This is a genomic window from Microbulbifer variabilis, assembly GCF_052468405.1.
In genome coordinates, this window is record NZ_CP174343.1 from 3907729 (window position 1) to 3926057 (window position 18329).

An 18329-nucleotide genomic window follows, 5' to 3' on the forward strand; every position below is an offset into this window, starting at 1 on the left:
AAAGGCGGGCTTTAGGCCCGCCTTTCATCGCCTTCAGAGAGAGTAACTGCTTACTTAATTTGCGGTTCCAACTCACCGACAGCATAGCGTTGGCTCATAGCATCAAGGCTCAGCGGGCGAATCTTGCTTGCCTGGCCAGCGGTACCGAAAGCTTCATAACGCGCTACGCAAATGTCTTTCATCGCCTGCAAAGCGGCTTTGTAGAATTTACGTGGATCGAACTCGGATGGGTTCTCAGCCAGGAAGCGGCGGGTCGCACCGGTAGAAGCGAGACGTAAGTCGGTATCAATGTTGACCTTGCGTACGCCGTATTTGATGCCTTCACAAATCTGTTCAACCGGCACGCCGTAAGTTTCAGGGATTTCACCACCAAACTCATTGATCACCGCCAGCCATTCCTGGGGTACAGAAGAGGAGCCATGCATCACCAAATGGGTACCCGGGATACGCGCATGGATTTCCTTGATTCGATCGATAGCGAGAATATCCCCTGTGGGCGGACGAGTGAACTTATAAGCACCGTGGCTGGTACCACAGGCAATTGCCAGGGCATCCACTTTGGTTTTTTGCACAAAATCTGCCGCTTCTTCTGGATCAGTCAACAGCTGGTCATGGGACAGTTTACCTTCAGCACCGACACCGTCCTCTTCACCCGCCATACCGGTTTCCAGGGAACCCAGACAGCCCAACTCACCTTCAACAGAAACACCGCAAGCATGAGCCATATCAACCGCACGCTGTGTAACATCGACGTTGTATTCATATGAAGCTGGAGTTTTGCCATCTTCGCGCAGGGAACCGTCCATCATTACAGAGCTGAAGCCCAACTGGATAGAACGCTGACAAACCGCCGGGCTGGTACCGTGGTCTTGGTGCATTACCACCGGGATTTCCGGGAACTCTTCAATAGCGGCCAGGATCAAGTGGCGCAAGAAGGGTGCGCCAGCATATTTGCGCGCACCGGCAGAAGCCTGAACGATCACCGGAGAGTCGGTCTCTTTGGCCGCCTCCATAATCGCACGCATTTGCTCCAGGTTATTGACGTTAAATGCGGGTACGCCGTAACCGTGCTCAGCGGCATGGTCCAGCAATTGGCGCAGGCTGATAAGAGCCATAGTTAATTCCTTTCTCGTCTACTCGTAGTAATTTTAATTTTTTGCTTTTATCACCCACCGGTTAACTCAGGCAGGCGTTATTCCGGTTTATCTCAGTCGTCAGCACGTGACTCAAGTATCGCCACTGCCGGAAGCTTCTTACCTTCTACATACTCCAGGAAGGCACCGCCGCCAGTGGAGATATAAGACACCTTATCGGCAATACCGTATTTATCCACTGCAGCCAATGTGTCACCACCACCGGCGATGGAGAAGGCACTGCTATCGGCGATGGCCATGGACAAGTGCTCGGTACCAGCACCGAACTGGTCAAATTCGAACACACCTACGGGGCCGTTCCAAATAATCGTCTTGGCATCTTTAAGGATCTCTGCCAGCTTTCCAGAGGACTGAGGACCGATATCAAAGATCATATCGTCCTCAGCTACGGCATCGGCAGACTTCGTCTCAGCAGCAGCTGCTTCGCTAAACTCTTTGCCGGTGACAACATCCACAGGAACAGGGATATCGCACTTTTGCATCAGGCTTTTGGCTGTACCCACCAAATCATGCTCACATAGGGATTTACCTACTGGTTTACCGCTGGCAGCAAGGAAAGTATTGGCTATACCGCCACCAACAATCAGCTGGTCCACCTTGTCAGCCAAACTCTCCAGCACTGTGAGTTTGGTCGATACCTTGGAGCCACCAACGATTGCTACCAATGGGCGCGCCGGCTCGGCCAGGGTCTTTTCCAAGGCATCTAATTCAGCAGCAAGAAGGGGACCAGCGCATGCAATCGGGGCAAACTTGGCAACTCCGTGGGTAGAGGCTTGGGCACGGTGGGCAGTGCCAAATGCATCCATAACAAAGACATCGCACAAAGCAGCATAAGCTTTGGCCAGCTCTTCACTGTCTTTCTTTTCACCCTCGTTAAAACGCACATTTTCCAACAGTGCGACCTCACCATCAGCCAGCTCAACACCTTCCCGCCAATCCTTGATCAGGGCCACTTTACGATCCAGCAGTTGACCAAGATGGGCGGCAACCGGGGCCAGGGAAAACTCCTCTGCATACTCGCCCTCAGTCGGGCGTCCAAGGTGAGACATCAGTAACACTTTGGCGCCAGCATCAATAGCGGCCTGGATCGTCGGGAGTGCCGCACGGATCCGAGCATCAGAAGTCACCTGACCGTCTTTTACAGGTACATTCAAGTCCTCGCGTATAAGTAGGCGCTTACCCGCCAGGTCCAGATCTGTCATCAGTTTGACCGCCATTCGCCAATCCTCTCCTACTTCGATTAACTGAAAATATGGGCGCGGAGTATATCAACAGCACTCCACCGTTGCCGACAGGAAAACCCGTAAAAGCGCCGTTAATTCACCAAGAATTCTGGCTTGGAGAGGTGCTGGTACAGTCTCCCGGTTCATAACAGGTAAAGACTCAGCCCATATCGATGCAATCCAGGGCATAAAAAACTCAAAAGGCTCTCTGATGCAGACACCATACGCCAAATAGGGCAGCTCGAAACGATGAGCTTGATGCACAACCCATACTCCGAGGTGTATCTAGTCAGGGGAAGTCAGCCAGCCCATTTTACCCTGCTGATTTGCCAAATCCTTTGCTGAATGGCCAAACTCAACTCTCGACTAACTAGTCAGATCTAGGGTCAAAGAACTTGTCGAGCAGTAACTAAATTATTGATACATCAATACTTTTCGCTTGGTAACGGTCCCGCTAGAATCGCTGCCCCCTAAAGCACTACTACACAAGATCCAGCCTGTGGTACGCCACCGGCGGAGAAACTATGGAGATCCAATAGGTATGGAACGATCGGACAGTGATATTGTTTTCCAAAGTTATGGACGTTGCTGTAATAACGAACAATTCTTTGTCGACTTTTACGACCGCTTCATGGGTAGCTCTGCTGATATTCGCAATCTGTTTGTCAATACCGATATGAAGACGCAACGACACCTGCTACGCAATGGCATTATGCAGCTTGTCCTCTATTCCCGTGGAATGTCAGACACCAAACTGCGCGCACTGGGAAAAAGTCATGATCGCGATGGCTACAATATTCGCCCTGAGTGGTATCGGTTATGGCTGGATGCATTGATAGCTACACTGCGCCAACATGACAACGACTTTTCCCCGGAAGTTGAAGCCGCATGGAACCGGGCAATAACACCGGGTATCGATATCATCCGTCAAGCATACTAATACCGGTTTTCTAGCCAATCAAAGTATCTACTTTTCTACTACCAACCCACCAGGTTTGCCAACTCCCCCTCGAATAGATATAAAATCCTAATCGGAAGCCCCTTGCCATATGCAGGGGGTGGGGAGTGAACCAATTGGTTTGGCCCCTCCCAAAGATCATCACCAGAATAAAATATAAATAATAATTTCTGGTTTATTATTTCTAGAGCAGCCAATCTCACTAGTTCTCCACCATTGTTGGCAGCCACTTAGGATGATTCGACAAGGAAATTTCTATGAAAATTGTACGAAAGTACAGTGTGCCTTTAGCGTTATCACTTGCGATATCTGCTTGTGGTGAAGCCCCGAAAAATAATGAAAGTGCTCAATCCAAAGTTGAGTCAAGCATTACTGTGCCTAAGAGCACAATTACCCCCTTATATATCAAATATGAAAAATTTACCTTACCGAATGGCCTGCGCGTTATTGTTCATGAGGACCGAAAAGCACCGATTGTATCCGTGGGTGTCTGGTACCATGTAGGGTCTAAAGATGAAAAACCCGGGCGCACCGGTTTTGCCCACCTATTCGAACATTTAATGTTTAACGGCTCAGAAAATTACAACGACGAATACTTCAAACCTTTTGAGCTAGCAGGTGCTACCGGTATGAACGGTACCACTTGGCTAGACCGTACCAACTACTTTGAAACAGTACCAAGTAATGCCCTGGATATGGCTCTATGGATGGAGTCTGACCGTATGGGCCACTTGCTCGGAGTAATCACCCAGGAAAAACTTGACGAACAGCGCGGTGTGGTTCAAAACGAAAAACGCCAAGGGCAAAATCAACCTTATGGCAAAGTTTGGGAACGTATGCAAAAAGCAATATACCCAGCTGGCCACCCCTATTCCTGGACCACTATCGGCTCTATGGAAGACCTAAATGCGGCTACCCTGGATGATGTCCATGAATGGTTTAAGCAATATTACGGCGCAGCTAACACTGTACTGGTATTAGCCGGGGATATTGATGTCGAAACAGCTAAAGAAAAGGCCAGTAAATATTTTGGTGATATTCCTTCTGGCCCGCCATTAATCAAAAAGAAAGCGTGGATCGCTAAACGAGATCAGTCTAGCCGCGAGCAGATGTTTGATCGCGTTGCTCAACCGCGACTCTATAAGGTCTGGAATACACCTAACCTTGCTCATGAAGATGCCAATGCAATTGCACTTGCAGCAGCGGTACTTGGTGATGGGAAAAACTCACGGCTGTATAAACGATTGGTATACCAAGATCAAATTGCCACCGATGTCAGTGTTGGGGTACATGAGTTTGAACTGTCCTCAATTTTCCCAATTACTGCAAATGCAAAGCCCGGTATAGAGCTCTCAACAATTGAAAAAGCCATAGATGAAGAGTTGCAGCGCTTCCTAAAAGAGGGCCCGACTCCAGAAGAGCTGTCCCGCATTAATATGAGCGAGTACGCATCCTTCGCTCGCAACTTGGAACAGATAGGGGGCTGGAGTGGCAAAGGAGTTATTCTTGCACGCGGTGAACTCTATTTAAACAATCCCAATGCCTACCTAGAAGCACTGGGAGAAAAACAAAAAATCACTCCACAGCAGGTTCAGGTTGCCGCGCAAAAGTGGCTTTCTAGTGGCGACTACAATTTAGAAGTCCACCCATTCCCTGAATACACAACCGCAGAGACTGGCGCAGATAGGTCCAAGTTGCCTGAAACCGGCGACTTCCCCAGTGTCCCATTCCCCAAGTTGCAAACAGCCGAACTTCCCAACGGGCTCAAAATAGTGTTGGCTGAGCGTGACTCAGTACCAGTCGTAGACATGCGCCTTCAATTTGATGCCGGCTATGCCGCAGATCAAGGTAGTAAGCTTGGTACATCAAGTTATGCGATGTCTATGTTAAAAGAGGGTACAGGCAAACTAAACGCACTTGAAATCAGTGCAAAAGAGGAAATCCTTGGAGCACGTATTAGCTCATATGCAGCTATCGACACTTCAACTATTCGCTTGAATGCATTAAAAGTAAATATTGATGATTCCATGGATTTATTCGCCGACATAGTAATGAACCCAGCTTTCTCTGATGATGAAATTGAGAGAAAACGCACCCGCTGGATTGCTTCTATCCAGCAAGAGAAAACTCGCCCAATGGAAATGGCTCTACGTAGCCTGCCGCCGCTTCTCTATGGTAAAGATCACGCCTACAGCGCACCACTCACAGGCTCCGGTACAGAGGATTCGATCACGTCACTGAACCGGGATGACTTATTGAATTACCATCAAACCTGGTTACGCCCGGATAATGCCACTTTGATCGTTGTGGGTGATATTACTCTGGATGAATTAACCCAAAAGATGGAGCGGCACTTTGCTGATTGGCGCGCACCAGAAAACCCATTACCAGAGAAAAATCTATCTCAAACTGCACACCCAGAAAAATCTAGTATTTATATTATCGATAAACCTGGAGCCGAGCAGACAATTATCATTGGTGGCCTATTGGCCCCCTCTGAAAAAATAGCAGAACGCGAAGCGTTGCATGTGATGAATGATATCTTTGGTGGCACATTTACCGCACGTCTCAACATGAATTTGCGTGAAGACAAGCACTGGGCCTATGGTGCCTACTCCTTTATGACTGGCGCTAAGGGGCAGCAACCACTGATGGTTTACGCACCGGTCCAAACGGACAAAACCAGCGAGTCTCTCAAAGAACTTCAGAAGGAACTTTACGCTTATATCGGCGATAACCCTGCACGTGAGAAAGAACTTGAAAAGGTTAAAAGCAAGCGGGTAAATGAATTACCCGGGCGCTTTGAAACTATTAGAGCTGTATCTGGTGAGATTGTTAGTATAGTTACTTATGATCGCCCCTTGGATTACATGGATAGCTATGCAGCTAAAATTCGCGGTGTAGACCTTGAATCTGTACATAACCTTGCCAAGCAAACAATTAAACCAGATCAATTTACCTGGGTGATTGTTGGAGACAAGGAAAAGATAGAAAATGGTATTCGAGAACTTGACATTGGTCCAATTACCGAACTAGATAGTGATGGGATGCCTAAACTAAAGTAAGCAATTAGTATTAAAAATTAATTCAGACAGTCAGACTCCTGATTTAGAGGGGTCTGATTGCGTTAACAGCCCACCTCAAAGTAATCCATTCCCCCATAAGTTACCACTTCCTATAAGCCAATATACATAACGTTTTAGAACAAATAAATCTCAATGAATCTGGCGTCAAATCTCAATTTTTACTTTCAAGGAAAATTAAATTCAGAAAGTGTTGTTTTTTATTTCTCAAATAGGAAAAGGTTGTTATTTTCATAACTGGGAGGGGCGGGATTTACTTTCTTAAAGGATTTTACCCTTCCACTAAAAAAATAAATTCTGTTAAAGGAGTGACAAATGAAAAAACCCCTTCCAGCACTTGCCAGCAGCGTCCTGGCTTTATCCTTAGCAACCTCCGCTATAGCCGAAGAAAAACGCTATATCGTCACATTTAAAGACGGTAAAGAAGAAACGGTTAGGTCTCTGGTAAAAGAAAATGGCGGCCGTAAGGCTTTGGAATTAAACCGGCACAATGCCATGGCTGCTCATCTACCTGCCGAAGCTGTAATGGCCCTACGCAGAAATCCAAATATTGCATTTATTGAGGAAGACATGAAGCGTTATGCTTTATCCCAGGAAACCCCTTACGGTATTCCTATGGTACAAGCAGACCAGCTTACTGACCTACAGGCAGGTAATCGTACAGTCTGTATTATTGACTCAGGCTACGACCTGGTACACGAGGATCTCTCTGGCAACGCGGTGAATGGTACCAATGATCCCGAAGGTACAGGTAACTGGTACGAAGACCAGAGTGGTCACGGCACACATGTGGCAGGCACTATCGCCGCTATGAATAACGACTCAGGTGTTGTAGGTGTTTTACCTAGTAGTAATATCAATCTACATATCGTTAAAGTTTTTGGGGCTGATGGCTGGGCCTATTCCTCTTCACTAATCGCCGCCGCAGAGGTATGTGCAGAGAATGGTGCAAACGTTATTAATATGAGCCTAGGCGGCGATAGACCCAATTTCTTTGAAAGACGTGGCTTTGACAGCCTCAACAAACGCGGCATTTTGTCTGTTGCTGCTGCAGGTAATGATGGAAATACTCGTCATAGCTACCCGGCATCCTATAGCTCAGTAGTTTCTGTAGCTGCAATCGACAGTAACAAGCAAATTGCTGGTTTTTCCCAACAGACCAATCAAGTTGAGCTTGCTGGCCCAGGGGTACAGGTTTTATCCTCTATTCCTACAGGTAGCGGCCAGGCTGCCTCACTAGAAGTATCTGGTGTTGAAGTAGAAGCTGCAGCTATGACAGGCACTCCCATTGCCACTATCAGCGGCGCGCTAGAGAGTTGTGGCACTGCCGAATCAGCTTGCATCAGTGCAGCAGGTAAAATCTGTCTGATTCAGCGCGGCAATATTAGCTTTGCTGAAAAAGTCCTTAATTGCGAAGCTGGTGGAGGTATTGGAGCCGTCATCTACAACAATGAACCAGGGCTGCTATTTGGCACTCATGGAGGAGTTGAGACCCACATTCCTTCGGTGGGAATCTCTGACGCTGATGGGGCTGCACTGCTAACACAACTGGGGGCGAGCGCTACTATCGAAACCGAAGCGATGGACTATGCCTATTTTAATGGTACCTCCATGGCAACTCCCCATGTGGCCGGTGTTGCGGCTCTTGTTTGGAGCCACTTCCCAAGCTGTAGTAACTCCGAAATCCGTGCCGCGCTATGGGCAACAGCGGAGGATCTGGGTGAGTCCGGTCGGGACAATGCTTATGGCTATGGCTTGGTACAAGCCAAGGCAGCTTATAATTATTTACAAGCGAATGGTTGCGCTGGATCAATTTAATCTCGTCTAAAAATCTCAAAAAAAAAGAGGGGGACTACTTCCCCCTCTATTCCGATCGTTAAAATATTTTCTAGAGTTTAAGAATTTTAAAATTTGGAGATTAGCCACCTTCAAACAACCACATTAAAACGCAAAAACTTAGCAACCTATTTTCTTACATGCCAATAAGATACAGACGTAAAAATAAAAATGGTTTTTAGCAAAAAAATTAACACACCTCTATTCTTTGCATAAGTATATAAAATGCATTTATAACTGAAAGATATAGACACTTAACCAAGCTTTATATTTTATAGAAAAAACTTACGGACTGGAAAATAAGAATCAAAACATTGCTACGAATGAAAAACCGATATCCGCAACACCTAAAGATCTATCATGAGATTAATTATAAAAACAAGTAAGCACTTATTAACTCAACAGTAAAAGCTAGCGACTAGACGAATCAAACAGCAACTATCTCAATTATTTTTTCCAGAAAACCAAATTCAGTTTTTCACTTTGCAATACATTCATAAGCTGGCATACAATCACTTCACCAAAAACTAATATTTTTCTGAACCTCCAAAGATAAAAATAATTCTCACACAGATTAAATCATCGAGAAAATAACTAAAATAATTACTCATTCAGGAGCAAATAATGAAGAACATTGTATCACTGGTCGCTACAAGCGTACTGACTATAGCCATAGCAAATCACGCGAATGCCGAAGACAAACGCTATATTATTACCTTTAAGCAAGGTAAAGGTGAAACAGTAAAGTCCCAAATGCGTGCGCGAGGTGGACGCAAAGCCCTGGATATTCGCAGGCAAAATGCCATGGCAGCACACCTTCCTGAGAAAGCACTGCAAGCCTTGCGAAAAAACCCAAATATCGAATTCATCGAGGAAGATGTCAAACGGTACCCAATGTCCCAGCAAGTACCCTTTGGCATACCCATGGTACAAGCAGATCAGCTCGGGGATACCCAAGCCGGCAACCGAACCGTCTGTATCATTGACTCTGGCTACGATATAGCGCATGAAGACCTTTCCGGTAATGCGGTAACCGGTAGTAGCGATCCAAGTGGCGCCGGGAACTGGTATGAAGATCAAAGTGGTCACGGCACTCATGTCGCCGGCACTATTGCAGCAATGAATAATGACACGGGTGTTGTTGGTGTCATGCCAAGCAGTAACATCAATCTTCACATTGTCAAAGTGTTTGGTGGTGATGGCTGGGCCTATTCATCCTCCCTGATGGCTGCAGCGGAAGTTTGTGCGGACAACGGTGCTAACGTTATTAATATGAGCCTTGGTGGAGAGCGATTTAATTTCTTCGAAAGGCGTACATTCAATAGCCTGAACAGCCGTGGTATTTTATCTGTTGCAGCAGCGGGCAATGACGGAAATACGCAGCACTCCTACCCTGCCTCTTATGATTCTGTAGTTTCTGTTGGCGCACTCGACAGCAATAAAGAGATCTGGGCATCATCCCAGCAAACCAACCAGGTAGAGCTCTCCGCACCTGGAGTACAGGTCCTCTCTTCAGTTCCGACCGGCACCGGAAGAGCCTCCTCTTTGAACGTGGCAGGTGTTGAGATCGAGGCTGCACCTATTTCAGGCTCCCCCTTGGGCGATATTACAGGTGCACTCGAAAATTGCGACACCGGTGAATCTGCCTGTAATAGCGCTTCAGGTAAGATATGTTTGATTGAGCGCGGTAATATCAGTTTTGCAGACAAAGTATTGAACTGTGAGGCCGGCGGTGGTATTGCCGCGGTGATCTACAATAATGAAGCCGGTTTACTCTCCAGCGCAACTCTGGGTGAAACCGTCACCAACATCCCATCTATAGGCATCTCTGATAGCGATGGCAACGCCCTACTGGGACAACTCGGAGCCAGCGCTAGTTTGGCTAACCAAGCCAGTGATTACGAGTACTTCAATGGCACTTCTATGGCAACTCCTCACGTAGCGGGTGTTGCCGCTCTTGTTTGGAGCCACTTTCCCAGCTGTAGTAATACCGAGATACGTACAGCCCTGACTGCAACTGCAGAAGATCTGGGGGACTCCGGTCGCGATAATGCTTATGGCTATGGATTAGTACAAGCCAAGGCGGCTTACGACTACTTGGCAACGAATGGCTGTACTGGTGCAATCTAGCTTAAAGCAATAAGCTCAGGAAATTGGAGAGAGGGGCAGCCCTCTCTCTAACAGACCAACAATAATTTCAACTTTAGAAAAACCCTATTATTTAATACTTTGAATCTATATTTTTAACAGCCCCTTCCGATAGAATTTTTTTACTAACCAGCTGCAACAAAATCCCAATACATTTTTCCCGAATGGTGTCCCTAATAATACGAACTGCAGGTGTAATTGTTTGCCTGCCAGGGCAAACAAGCCATAATTCGGTAGACTTAGGTAAATAGTTGGCCATCAAAGGGACCACTTTTCCATCCAGTAAATCTGAAGACATATCCAGGCAGGATTTTATCGCCAGCCCCTTACCCGCTACACACCAGCGGCGAACCAAATCCCCATCATTGGAAGAGCAATTACCGCTCATTTGTACCTTGAATATCTTTTCTTTATGAGAAAATTCCCATTTATTATGAATGATCCCGTGTAATTGATAGAAAAGACCATTATGGCTAGTAAGATCCCGGGGATGCTTAGGGATACTCTGCCGATCCAAATAATTGGGAGCTGCACACAGTAAGCGCGGCACATCACAAATTTTGAAACCATAAAGGTTTGCATCCCCCGGTGGCCCATAACGCAGGGCGATATCCACAGGGTCACGATAAAAGTCCACTTGGCTATCGCTGATATTCACTTTCAAGTTTATCCCCGGGTGCCTGTCCTGAAATTCATCAAGCCAGGGCGAAACCAGATTACGCCCAAAATCCGAGGAAACACCAATGCGCAGGTCACCGCTAACTTCCGCACTGCCCTCCTTTAGATCTTGTTTGGCCAGATCAAGCATCAACAATGCTTCCTCACACTTCGGAATAAAGCGCTCTCCTGCGCCCGAAAGCCTCAGCTGCCGCGTCGTCCGAATAAACAAGTCTGCCCCCAGGGCATTCTCGACACGCTTAACTGCTGCGCTCGCCGTTGCCGTAAGCATATCGAGGCTTGCCGCAGCGGCAGTAATACTGCGAAATTCAGCTACTTTAAGTATGACTTTTAAGTCTTCAATCAGCATATTATCAATTATTTTTTGATAAAGATTCAAAGATTGTAGCGTTTTCAAAAAGTAAAGCTACTTCTAAAATACACTCACTTCATCAATACAGCCGTAGTAGTCCGAGGCAAAACAAGGCCTCTGAAGAGGTATTTGTATTGATATCAGGTAAAAACGATTGATAAAGATGGGGCTGCACTTAAGCAAGCAACCATTATAAACTTTTAATCAAGAGGATTTCGGAGCTACATCATGAGCAGACTAACAATAGTTGCCAATATTAAAGCCAAAGCTGATCAGGTTGACCTGGTAAAATCTGAGCTTTTAAAGCTGATCAATACCACACGAACAGAAGAAGGTTGTGTGAATTACAATTTACACCAGGATAACGACAATCCTGCTCATTTTCTTTTTTATGAAAACTGGCAAAGCCGCGATCTGTGGCAAACCCATATGAACAACACCCACTTACAGGAGTATATGGCTGCCACAAAAGGTGCTGTAGAAGAATTTACCCTGAATGAAATGACAGAAATAGATAATTAACAAAAAACTTCAGAATATATGGCACCGAGAATAACTTGGTGCCACTTTTACAATCTTTTATCTATACTCTTAGAGCAACTTTGAAGATTAACTCGTGCCAACTGATAGAGAGCCAATCATAATTAATTAGCTAATTACCAGATCACTTATTTCCTGCCACCCGCTTTACCTGATCACTAAATACAGCATGCTGTAACCCAATCGTTCCCAGGGCTTCAACCGGCAAGAAAACCTTGTTGTTGGATGCCGCCATCTTATCCAGGACCTCCAGGGTCCGATAGGAGAGATATTTGTCAGTCACTGACTTAGCCAATAAATCATTTACTTCTTTCTGTCCGATCGCCTTCTCGCGGGCAATAGCTCGATTCATTTTCTCTCGCTCCAAATCCCGCTCCATTTGTATCTTCTGGATCTCAAACTGAGCCTTCTCCTGCTCAATCAATTCACGTCGTTCTGCTGCTCGCTCCTTGGCTTGGGTAATCACTTTGGGAAACTGTACATCAGCAATACCTAGGCGTTTAACGACAATTGGAGTGCCCTCCAATGCTTTAGAGACTTCATTGAAAAGCTCGTGGCTGAGAGATTCCCGGCTGGAAGCGATCTCATTAATAGAGTACTTGGCTACAACTGCACGTATCACATCTCTAATTACCGGTTGGGCATAGGTACCATATACATGGTTAACTGAAATGTTGCCATTCACTGGTGGAATTCGATCAAAAACATGATCAATCGCTGCATTATTAATAGCCCCGGTCATGCGGATATCAAAGCTCATATTGAGTTGATCTTTGGGCATAAAAACCTTGAATTTTTCCACATGCCCAAAATCTGCAATTGTCATGGTGACAAGCCTGTCGCAGTAAAAAATGCAAATATCTAAGCGAAACTTGGAAGGGGGTACCACCTCTGGTTTATAACCATTCTTAGTAAGAATTTTACCCACATGTGCTGGAGGTACCTCAACTCGATCCGCGCATGCCGCCAGAAGCAGCAATGATGCTATTAGTCCCAGTACAGATAAGTAACGCATATTTATTCCAAAAACACATCAACAAAATAATTAAGATATTGCAATCAGATAAAAACAGCAAGACGCACTAGAAAACAAAAATATGATATTATCCATCAAAATAGAAATATGGGTCAGTCCCATTTTGATTTGGTACGCTATAAAATTACTGTTTACTTGGTGGGCAAATGCAGCTGGAATTTATCACTGCCACTTTTTTTAATCTTGGCATAAATCTGATCTACACCTTACTCGCGCTATTTATCGGCATTGCCGCGCTAATTACTATCGATAAGAAACTCTTGCGTACCGTAGATATAGAGGGTGAACTCAAGAATGGTAATATCGCTGTATCCATTTTCGCTTCTACAATTTTAATCTTTGTGGCCATCATCATCTCCTTTGGCCTGAAAGGGTAGGAGAAAGCTCCATGCGCAAGTGGATAGCTCCGCTATTGATTGTTTCAACACTGTTAATGTTGCCGGAGGTGTTACGCAATACAGTGCAGGGCCAGAAGATAAAAGGTGTTCCAGGTGAGCCACTTGCCTCTAATGGTAGAACTTATGGTGTAAATACCAGCCTTATTGAGGATCGCCAGTATGGGGTTGTAAAGGTTACTGGGACCAGCTACCCGCTGGCAGAAGAGACAATCCAGAAAGTAGTCGCCAGGCGAACACTGGAAGAAAGCGCCCATGTTTCCATTTGGAACTGGCAGGGACTCGAAGCGGTAACTGCATCAGCCAGGGGCCTGGATCAGCAACACCACTTTGCCAACAGTTACCTCGTGGGTTTTAAACCCTTTAAAACCCGACAACTATGGGTACCCCTGTATACGCTGGCTATGAATAAACAATACCAGTATGACCATCAACAATACGCCGGACTGTCTGATATCTGGCAGACATCCCGCCAGGCCTATTACCAGAAACGCGGAGACTGTGAAGACCATGCCATTTTACTCGCCGACTGGCTGATTGAATTGGGTGTGGATGCAAGGGTAGCGCTGGGTACCCACAATGGCCAGGGGCATGCCTGGGTGGTTGCCATCGTAGATGGCCAGGAGTATCTACTGGAGGCAACCAGCAAGCGCCGTCAGACCAGCTGGCAGGCAATGCCATTGGCTGCTTTGGCGGAAGGTTATGAAGTGGAATTTCAATTCAACCGCAACTTCTTCTGGGCAAAGAAAACCACAGCCCCCACCCGAAAATATCGCGGCAATCACTGGATCAGGAAATCTCAGTTTGTACGTAGTTGAGAAGTGAGAAATAAAAGCCCCCCAATGAGTATTGGGGGGCTTTTTCAAACACTTTTTTATTTCCCACTATCTCAATTAAATTGGCGAACCCGGTGGCATCGCCTTGATATCTTCAGCTTTTACTTCCAGCTCACCACGCATAAAAGCCTCGATACGTTTTGCCTGGAAATAGTAGTGGGCACTGTATCCTTGCGGATCCTCACCAAAGAGCTTTTTCTGACCCAGAGCCTGCTGAAAAGTGGCCAGCTCAAGCTGGGCCTTGGCTCGCACAGATTCGGCTGCTTTCCTGTCACTGGCAAGCAACATTAAGCGCTGTATATAGACATGGTTCACTCGCTGGTGAATAACTGCCTGCAGGCCCGAATACTGCTCACTCTGCAGTGCCATAGAAGTGAGCTGATTCAACACTTGTGTAAAGCCTGGAATTTCGCTGCTACGGGCGCTTTGCTGATTCATTCGCGCAGCCCGCTGAGGATCCATAAGAATTGAGAGGGTATGGCCAGCTGCCGCTTCACCGAGTGCCACCGTATCAAAGGCAACACCGGTATAAGAAGGGAAGCTCTCCGCAGTGCGCTCATAGCCATAAGATTTGGGCGGAATTAATTGTAATACCTGCTCCGGCAATGCCAGGAACTCAGGGGAGAGAGTCCCCAGTAAAGTATCAATAGCCTGCTGCTGACGCTCTGCCGGCACCAGGGTATAGCTATTTTGTTCAGCATCGTTATAGAGGTAATCGTAATCCAGGCCACCAATCAATTTACCCACGGCTTCTGCCTGATAGCGATGCCCGTAATAAACCGGCACCAGTGTTTCCTCCAGATCAGAGCGGGGAGCAGATTTCGGATTGGCTGCAGTAGAAAAGTTGTTCAGGGCATGGCGGCGCAACTCCACCATACGGTCAAACTCAACCAGTGGATCATTACCATTATCCCAAAGATGGGATACCGCATGCGCATTGTTGATTGCACGGGAATCCGGATCTGAAATAAAGCGCAATTTTTGCTCCTTCGCCTCTCGGATCACTGAATCCAGGAAATCCTGTTCATCTTTGCCAGTGCCATAACCATAGCGAACTGCCAGCTTATCCCAAACACCGATTCCAGTGGCATAAGCCTTATCCAAATCCATATCAGTGTGTACCAGAGACACCAATGGTGCCGGGTAGTCCATCACCGATGCACGCCCCTTAGTGCTGGCAGCAAAGTTGTGAGCCAAACCCAGCGTATGGCCAACCTCGTGGGCAGACAACTGACGTATACGCGCCAGAGCCATGGCCTTGAGGGCCTCCGTATCTGCAGATTCGCCGACATAGGGTTGCAGTAACCCCTGGGCTATCAGGAAGTCCTGGCGCACACGCAAAGAGCCCAGGGTGACATTGCCTTTGAGAATCTCTCCGCTACGAGGATCAAAAACCGAGTACCCATAAGACCAGCCTCGGGTAGAGCGGTGCACCCAATTGATGACGTTGTAGCGTACATCCAACGGATCTACATCCTCGGGCAAAATCTCGACCCGGAAAGCATCTTTATAGCCCGCCGCGGTAAAGGCCTGATTCCACCAGCTCGCACCTTCGACGAGAGCACTGCGCACGGGCTCTGGCACCCCCGAATCCACGTAGTACACAATCGGTTCGACTACCTCATTACTACCCGGCTTCTTCTCCAGGCGATGACGATAGATAAAGCGCTGGTCCAAGGGTTGGTCAATAGCGCTGGCGTAATCCCGATATGCAAAGGGAAAGTAGCCACTACGGCTATGGAATTGGCGAGGTTGGTATTTCTTGTCCGGCAATTCAATCAACGAAATATGTTGGCGCAGGGTTACCAGGGTTGGAGTTGGTACCACTTCGCGCAGATATTTACCTGGTTTGGCACCGGTAAAAGTCAGCTGCACTTCAAATTCGCTGTTTTTGGGAAAATTCTTTGTGCGCGGAAGGTAAACGGCGGACTTTGACTTATCCACAGAGTAATTACCCTGCTCAGCCTGCCGGAGGCGCACAGCAATACCATGCTGATCGCTCAGCAGGAAAGGGGTAAAGTCAATCAGAACACCATCACTGCCCTGTGCCATCACCTCAAAGCCCCACAGCACCGAGGAGGCAAAAGCCTCCTCCACTGCACGACGCTCGGCAGGATTACTAGAGGTGGCACGATAGCGGGCATTTAGCTGGTGCAGCAGCACCTTGTTGCCAACTCGCTGGAATTTTACCAGGCGGCTCTCGCCAATCTGGTTGCGATCCAGTCCTACCGGGTTCGAACCAAGCCCCTGGGCCAAGCCAGTGAGGAGTAAAAACTCTCGCTCAAACTCCTCCACTTGTAACAGTACACGACCAGTACTTACATCCCAATAGAAGTCATGATATCCACCGTATTTACGCATATCCGCTGTGTAATCGACAATATCCTTCGCCTGTACAGTTGTGCCACACAACACCAGATACAATGCCACCAAGAGCCTACCTAACGACATTTCCTACCCCCATTTTTATTGAATTTTATAGCGTGCCTCTGCGGCGACACAGCGGACACCTGGACCGCCGGCAAGGTTATCACTTAATTCCAAAGCGATAACTCCCAATATCGCTTGAAAATCAATCAGATAATTTTTTCAGCTTACCGCATCTGTTCCCCACAGAAGCAGCGTCAAAGGGTGAAAGGTTAAATAACAGAGGCACTTGATATGTGGAAACCGCTCGCAATCTCGGCTCTTATCGGTCTGGGCACAGCTGCCCAGGCGCATGACAAAATTGAAATCCATACCGATGACTGCAATGTATCACTGGACTACTCAGTAAGTGTCGGCCCAGATTTCTTTATAGTGACGCCGGAGGATGACGACCAGCAGCTGGTGTACTTCAACTCTCCAGATCGGCTTCTGGTGGATGGCAATCAAACCTCTCTCACTCCCCAGCAGCAACTCCTGATGCAGGAATACCGGCAACAGTTGCATGTGGCCGGGCGTGATACCCTGTTGATTACCCTGGAGGCGGTAGATATCGCCATGAATGGCTTATCCATCGCAATTACCGCCCTAGCAGGCCCAGATCACCCGGATACCCTGGAACTCCAGCAGTTTTCTGCAGACCTGTTGCAGCGTACCGAAGAGCGCTTAAACCGCGAAGGAGAAATATACCAGCTGGGAGCTTCCGAAATCGGAAATTTTGTCGACGAGACTATTTCAACGGAATTTGAACCTCGTATAGAACGATTGGCCAAGGAGTCCGCTGGAACCATTGCCTGGCATGCCCTGAAAGCGGTATTTACCGGGGGTCATAGCATCGAAGAACAAGTGACAAAAGACGCAGAACGAATGGTAGAACAGCGTGCAGATGTGATTGAGCACAAAGCAGAACAACTTTGCACGTCACTGGAGACTATCGATCAATTAGAGACAGAAATACATAAAGCTATCCCAGCTCTAAGTAACTACGATTTGGTGCAGACAAAATAAGCTCCATCCCCCAACTGGGCCGCTCTGCGGCCTTTTTTATCCATTACAAATCCTATCGATTGCCTTTTAAAGGAAAGCTAACCCTTATCAAGTGATAAAGCAATTGAAATTATATTTCAAAATATAACCCCAAAAGCCTCATAACCTTAGCCCAACTAATATTCTTGTTCTTTAGCTAGCGAATTTTCATTTCAAGAGGTGGTGAAAATTAGGGGTACTAAAGATATTTTAGCTAGCAAGGCTTTAAAACTGCAACAGTTACCAGTGTACGCTTTCTCGGCAGCTATTCTCAGCCATAGGGAAAAGTTAATGTGGGTAAAAAAGGGATTTTTTAGCCAAATACCAACTCGATTGAAAGCTTCAAAATCTTGCAAACGATTAAAGTGGGTTATGATAAGAAATCAGAAAGTCGAATATTCTGCAAATAGATACACATTGAATAATTCATTAGAATCAAAAATAGTTTCTTATACAACAAGCAGCCAATACCCTATAGTAAAGTAATTTTTATCCAGTAGAATTTATAAGAAAGTCTTGATTCAGGATTCCACAGTAAAAAGGCACAAACAATATTCGGCTAGTATAATTTCCAATCAATCATGAATTGAGAGCTTGAACTCGACCACATATTGGCTTCCCCCAGCTCTCAAATCAAATT

13 protein-coding genes are annotated in these 18329 nt (G+C 46.7%); 8 read left to right on the forward strand and 5 right to left on the reverse strand.

All coding sequences use genetic code 11. The features are described from left to right. Nucleotides 1–50 precede the first annotated feature (50 nt). Nucleotides 51–1115, reverse strand: a complete 1065-nt coding sequence (gene fba / locus ACJJJB_RS17685; RefSeq protein ID WP_020414192.1) for a class II fructose-bisphosphate aldolase — start codon at nucleotides 1113–1115, stop codon at nucleotides 51–53. A 92-nt stretch (nucleotides 1116–1207) separates the two neighbouring features. Next, the gene (locus ACJJJB_RS17690; protein WP_445365243.1) at nucleotides 1208–2371 is read right to left on the reverse strand and encodes a phosphoglycerate kinase; all 1164 of its coding nucleotides are present in this window, start codon (nucleotides 2369–2371) and stop codon (nucleotides 1208–1210) included. Between the two features lie 547 nt (nucleotides 2372–2918). On the opposite strand from ACJJJB_RS17690, the gene ACJJJB_RS17695 reads away from it, so the two are divergent. From ACJJJB_RS17695 to ACJJJB_RS17710, 4 genes are all read left to right on the forward strand, one after another. Continuing rightward, nucleotides 2919–3317 carry a globin gene (locus tag ACJJJB_RS17695; RefSeq protein WP_444946005.1) on the forward strand — a complete coding sequence of 133 codons (399 nt, stop codon included), beginning with the start codon at nucleotides 2919–2921 and terminating at the stop codon, nucleotides 3315–3317. Between the two features lie 275 nt (nucleotides 3318–3592). Continuing rightward, entirely contained in the window at nucleotides 3593–6400 is a 2808-nt protein-coding gene (locus ACJJJB_RS17700) for a M16 family metallopeptidase (protein WP_444946004.1), read from the forward strand. Nucleotides 6401–6733: 333 nt separating this feature from the next. Next, complete coding sequence (locus ACJJJB_RS17705; protein ID WP_444946003.1) at nucleotides 6734–8236, forward strand: S8 family serine peptidase; 1503 nt, start codon at nucleotides 6734–6736, stop codon at nucleotides 8234–8236. A 642-nt stretch (nucleotides 8237–8878) separates the two neighbouring features. Then, nucleotides 8879–10384: a S8 family serine peptidase gene (locus ACJJJB_RS17710; protein ID WP_445365244.1), complete on the forward strand. Its 1506-nt coding sequence runs from the start codon at nucleotides 8879–8881 to the stop codon at nucleotides 10382–10384. 91 nt (nucleotides 10385–10475) lie between these two features. On the opposite strand, the gene ACJJJB_RS17715 is transcribed toward ACJJJB_RS17710, so the two are convergent. Then, nucleotides 10476–11429: a LysR family transcriptional regulator gene (locus ACJJJB_RS17715; RefSeq protein WP_444946001.1), complete on the reverse strand. Its 954-nt coding sequence runs from the start codon at nucleotides 11427–11429 to the stop codon at nucleotides 10476–10478. A 231-nt stretch (nucleotides 11430–11660) separates the two neighbouring features. Between ACJJJB_RS17715 and ACJJJB_RS17720 the strand changes: the two genes are divergently transcribed. Continuing rightward, nucleotides 11661–11954, forward strand: a complete 294-nt coding sequence (locus tag ACJJJB_RS17720) for a putative quinol monooxygenase (protein ID WP_020414184.1) — start codon at nucleotides 11661–11663, stop codon at nucleotides 11952–11954. Nucleotides 11955–12096: 142 nt separating this feature from the next. On the opposite strand, the gene ACJJJB_RS17725 is transcribed toward ACJJJB_RS17720, so the two are convergent. Next, entirely contained in the window at nucleotides 12097–12798 is a 702-nt protein-coding gene (locus ACJJJB_RS17725; protein ID WP_282952205.1) for an SPFH domain-containing protein, read from the reverse strand. Nucleotides 12799–13154: 356 nt separating this feature from the next. On the opposite strand from ACJJJB_RS17725, the gene ACJJJB_RS17730 reads away from it, so the two are divergent. Further along, nucleotides 13155–13385: a DUF350 domain-containing protein gene (locus ACJJJB_RS17730; RefSeq protein ID WP_143730198.1), complete on the forward strand. Its 231-nt coding sequence runs from the start codon at nucleotides 13155–13157 to the stop codon at nucleotides 13383–13385. A gap of 11 nt (nucleotides 13386–13396) precedes the next feature. Further along, nucleotides 13397–14221, forward strand: coding sequence for a transglutaminase domain-containing protein (locus tag ACJJJB_RS17735; protein ID WP_020414181.1), 825 nt, complete (start codon nucleotides 13397–13399; stop codon nucleotides 14219–14221). Nucleotides 14222–14296: 75 nt separating this feature from the next. Here ACJJJB_RS17735 and ACJJJB_RS17740 read toward each other — a convergent pair whose 3' ends face one another. Beyond that, nucleotides 14297–16690 (reverse strand): zinc-dependent metalloprotease, encoded by a 2394-nt coding sequence (locus tag ACJJJB_RS17740; RefSeq protein ID WP_444946000.1) that lies wholly within the window; start codon nucleotides 16688–16690, stop codon nucleotides 14297–14299. A gap of 210 nt (nucleotides 16691–16900) precedes the next feature. Here ACJJJB_RS17740 and ACJJJB_RS17745 point away from each other — a divergent pair, with 210 nt between their 5' ends. Then, nucleotides 16901–17671 (forward strand): DUF2884 family protein, encoded by a 771-nt coding sequence (locus ACJJJB_RS17745; protein WP_282952203.1) that lies wholly within the window; start codon nucleotides 16901–16903, stop codon nucleotides 17669–17671. Nucleotides 17672–18329: the final 658 nt, after the last annotated feature.

Bases quoted from the DNA above. Each gene is read 5' to 3' on its own strand.
- ACJJJB_RS17690 (WP_445365243.1), bottom strand. From the start codon at position 2,371: ATGGCGGTCAAACTGATGACAGATCTGGACCTGGCGGGTAAGCGCCTA.
- ACJJJB_RS17745 (WP_282952203.1), top strand. From the start codon at position 16,901: ATGTGGAAACCGCTCGCAATCTCGGCTCTTATCGGTCTGGGCACAGCT.
- fba (WP_020414192.1), bottom strand. From the start codon at position 1,115: ATGGCTCTTATCAGCCTGCGCCAATTGCTGGACCATGCCGCTGAGCAC.
- ACJJJB_RS17735 (WP_020414181.1), top strand. From the start codon at position 13,397: ATGCGCAAGTGGATAGCTCCGCTATTGATTGTTTCAACACTGTTAATG.
- ACJJJB_RS17695 (WP_444946005.1), top strand. From the start codon at position 2,919: ATGGAACGATCGGACAGTGATATTGTTTTCCAAAGTTATGGACGTTGC.
- ACJJJB_RS17715 (WP_444946001.1), bottom strand. From the start codon at position 11,429: ATGCTGATTGAAGACTTAAAAGTCATACTTAAAGTAGCTGAATTTCGC.
- ACJJJB_RS17710 (WP_445365244.1), top strand. From the start codon at position 8,879: ATGAAGAACATTGTATCACTGGTCGCTACAAGCGTACTGACTATAGCC.
- ACJJJB_RS17720 (WP_020414184.1), top strand. From the start codon at position 11,661: ATGAGCAGACTAACAATAGTTGCCAATATTAAAGCCAAAGCTGATCAG.
- ACJJJB_RS17700 (WP_444946004.1), top strand. From the start codon at position 3,593: ATGAAAATTGTACGAAAGTACAGTGTGCCTTTAGCGTTATCACTTGCG.
- ACJJJB_RS17740 (WP_444946000.1), bottom strand. From the start codon at position 16,690: ATGTCGTTAGGTAGGCTCTTGGTGGCATTGTATCTGGTGTTGTGTGGC.
- ACJJJB_RS17705 (WP_444946003.1), top strand. From the start codon at position 6,734: ATGAAAAAACCCCTTCCAGCACTTGCCAGCAGCGTCCTGGCTTTATCC.
- ACJJJB_RS17725 (WP_282952205.1), bottom strand. From the start codon at position 12,798: ATGACAATTGCAGATTTTGGGCATGTGGAAAAATTCAAGGTTTTTATG.
- ACJJJB_RS17730 (WP_143730198.1), top strand. From the start codon at position 13,155: ATGCAGCTGGAATTTATCACTGCCACTTTTTTTAATCTTGGCATAAAT.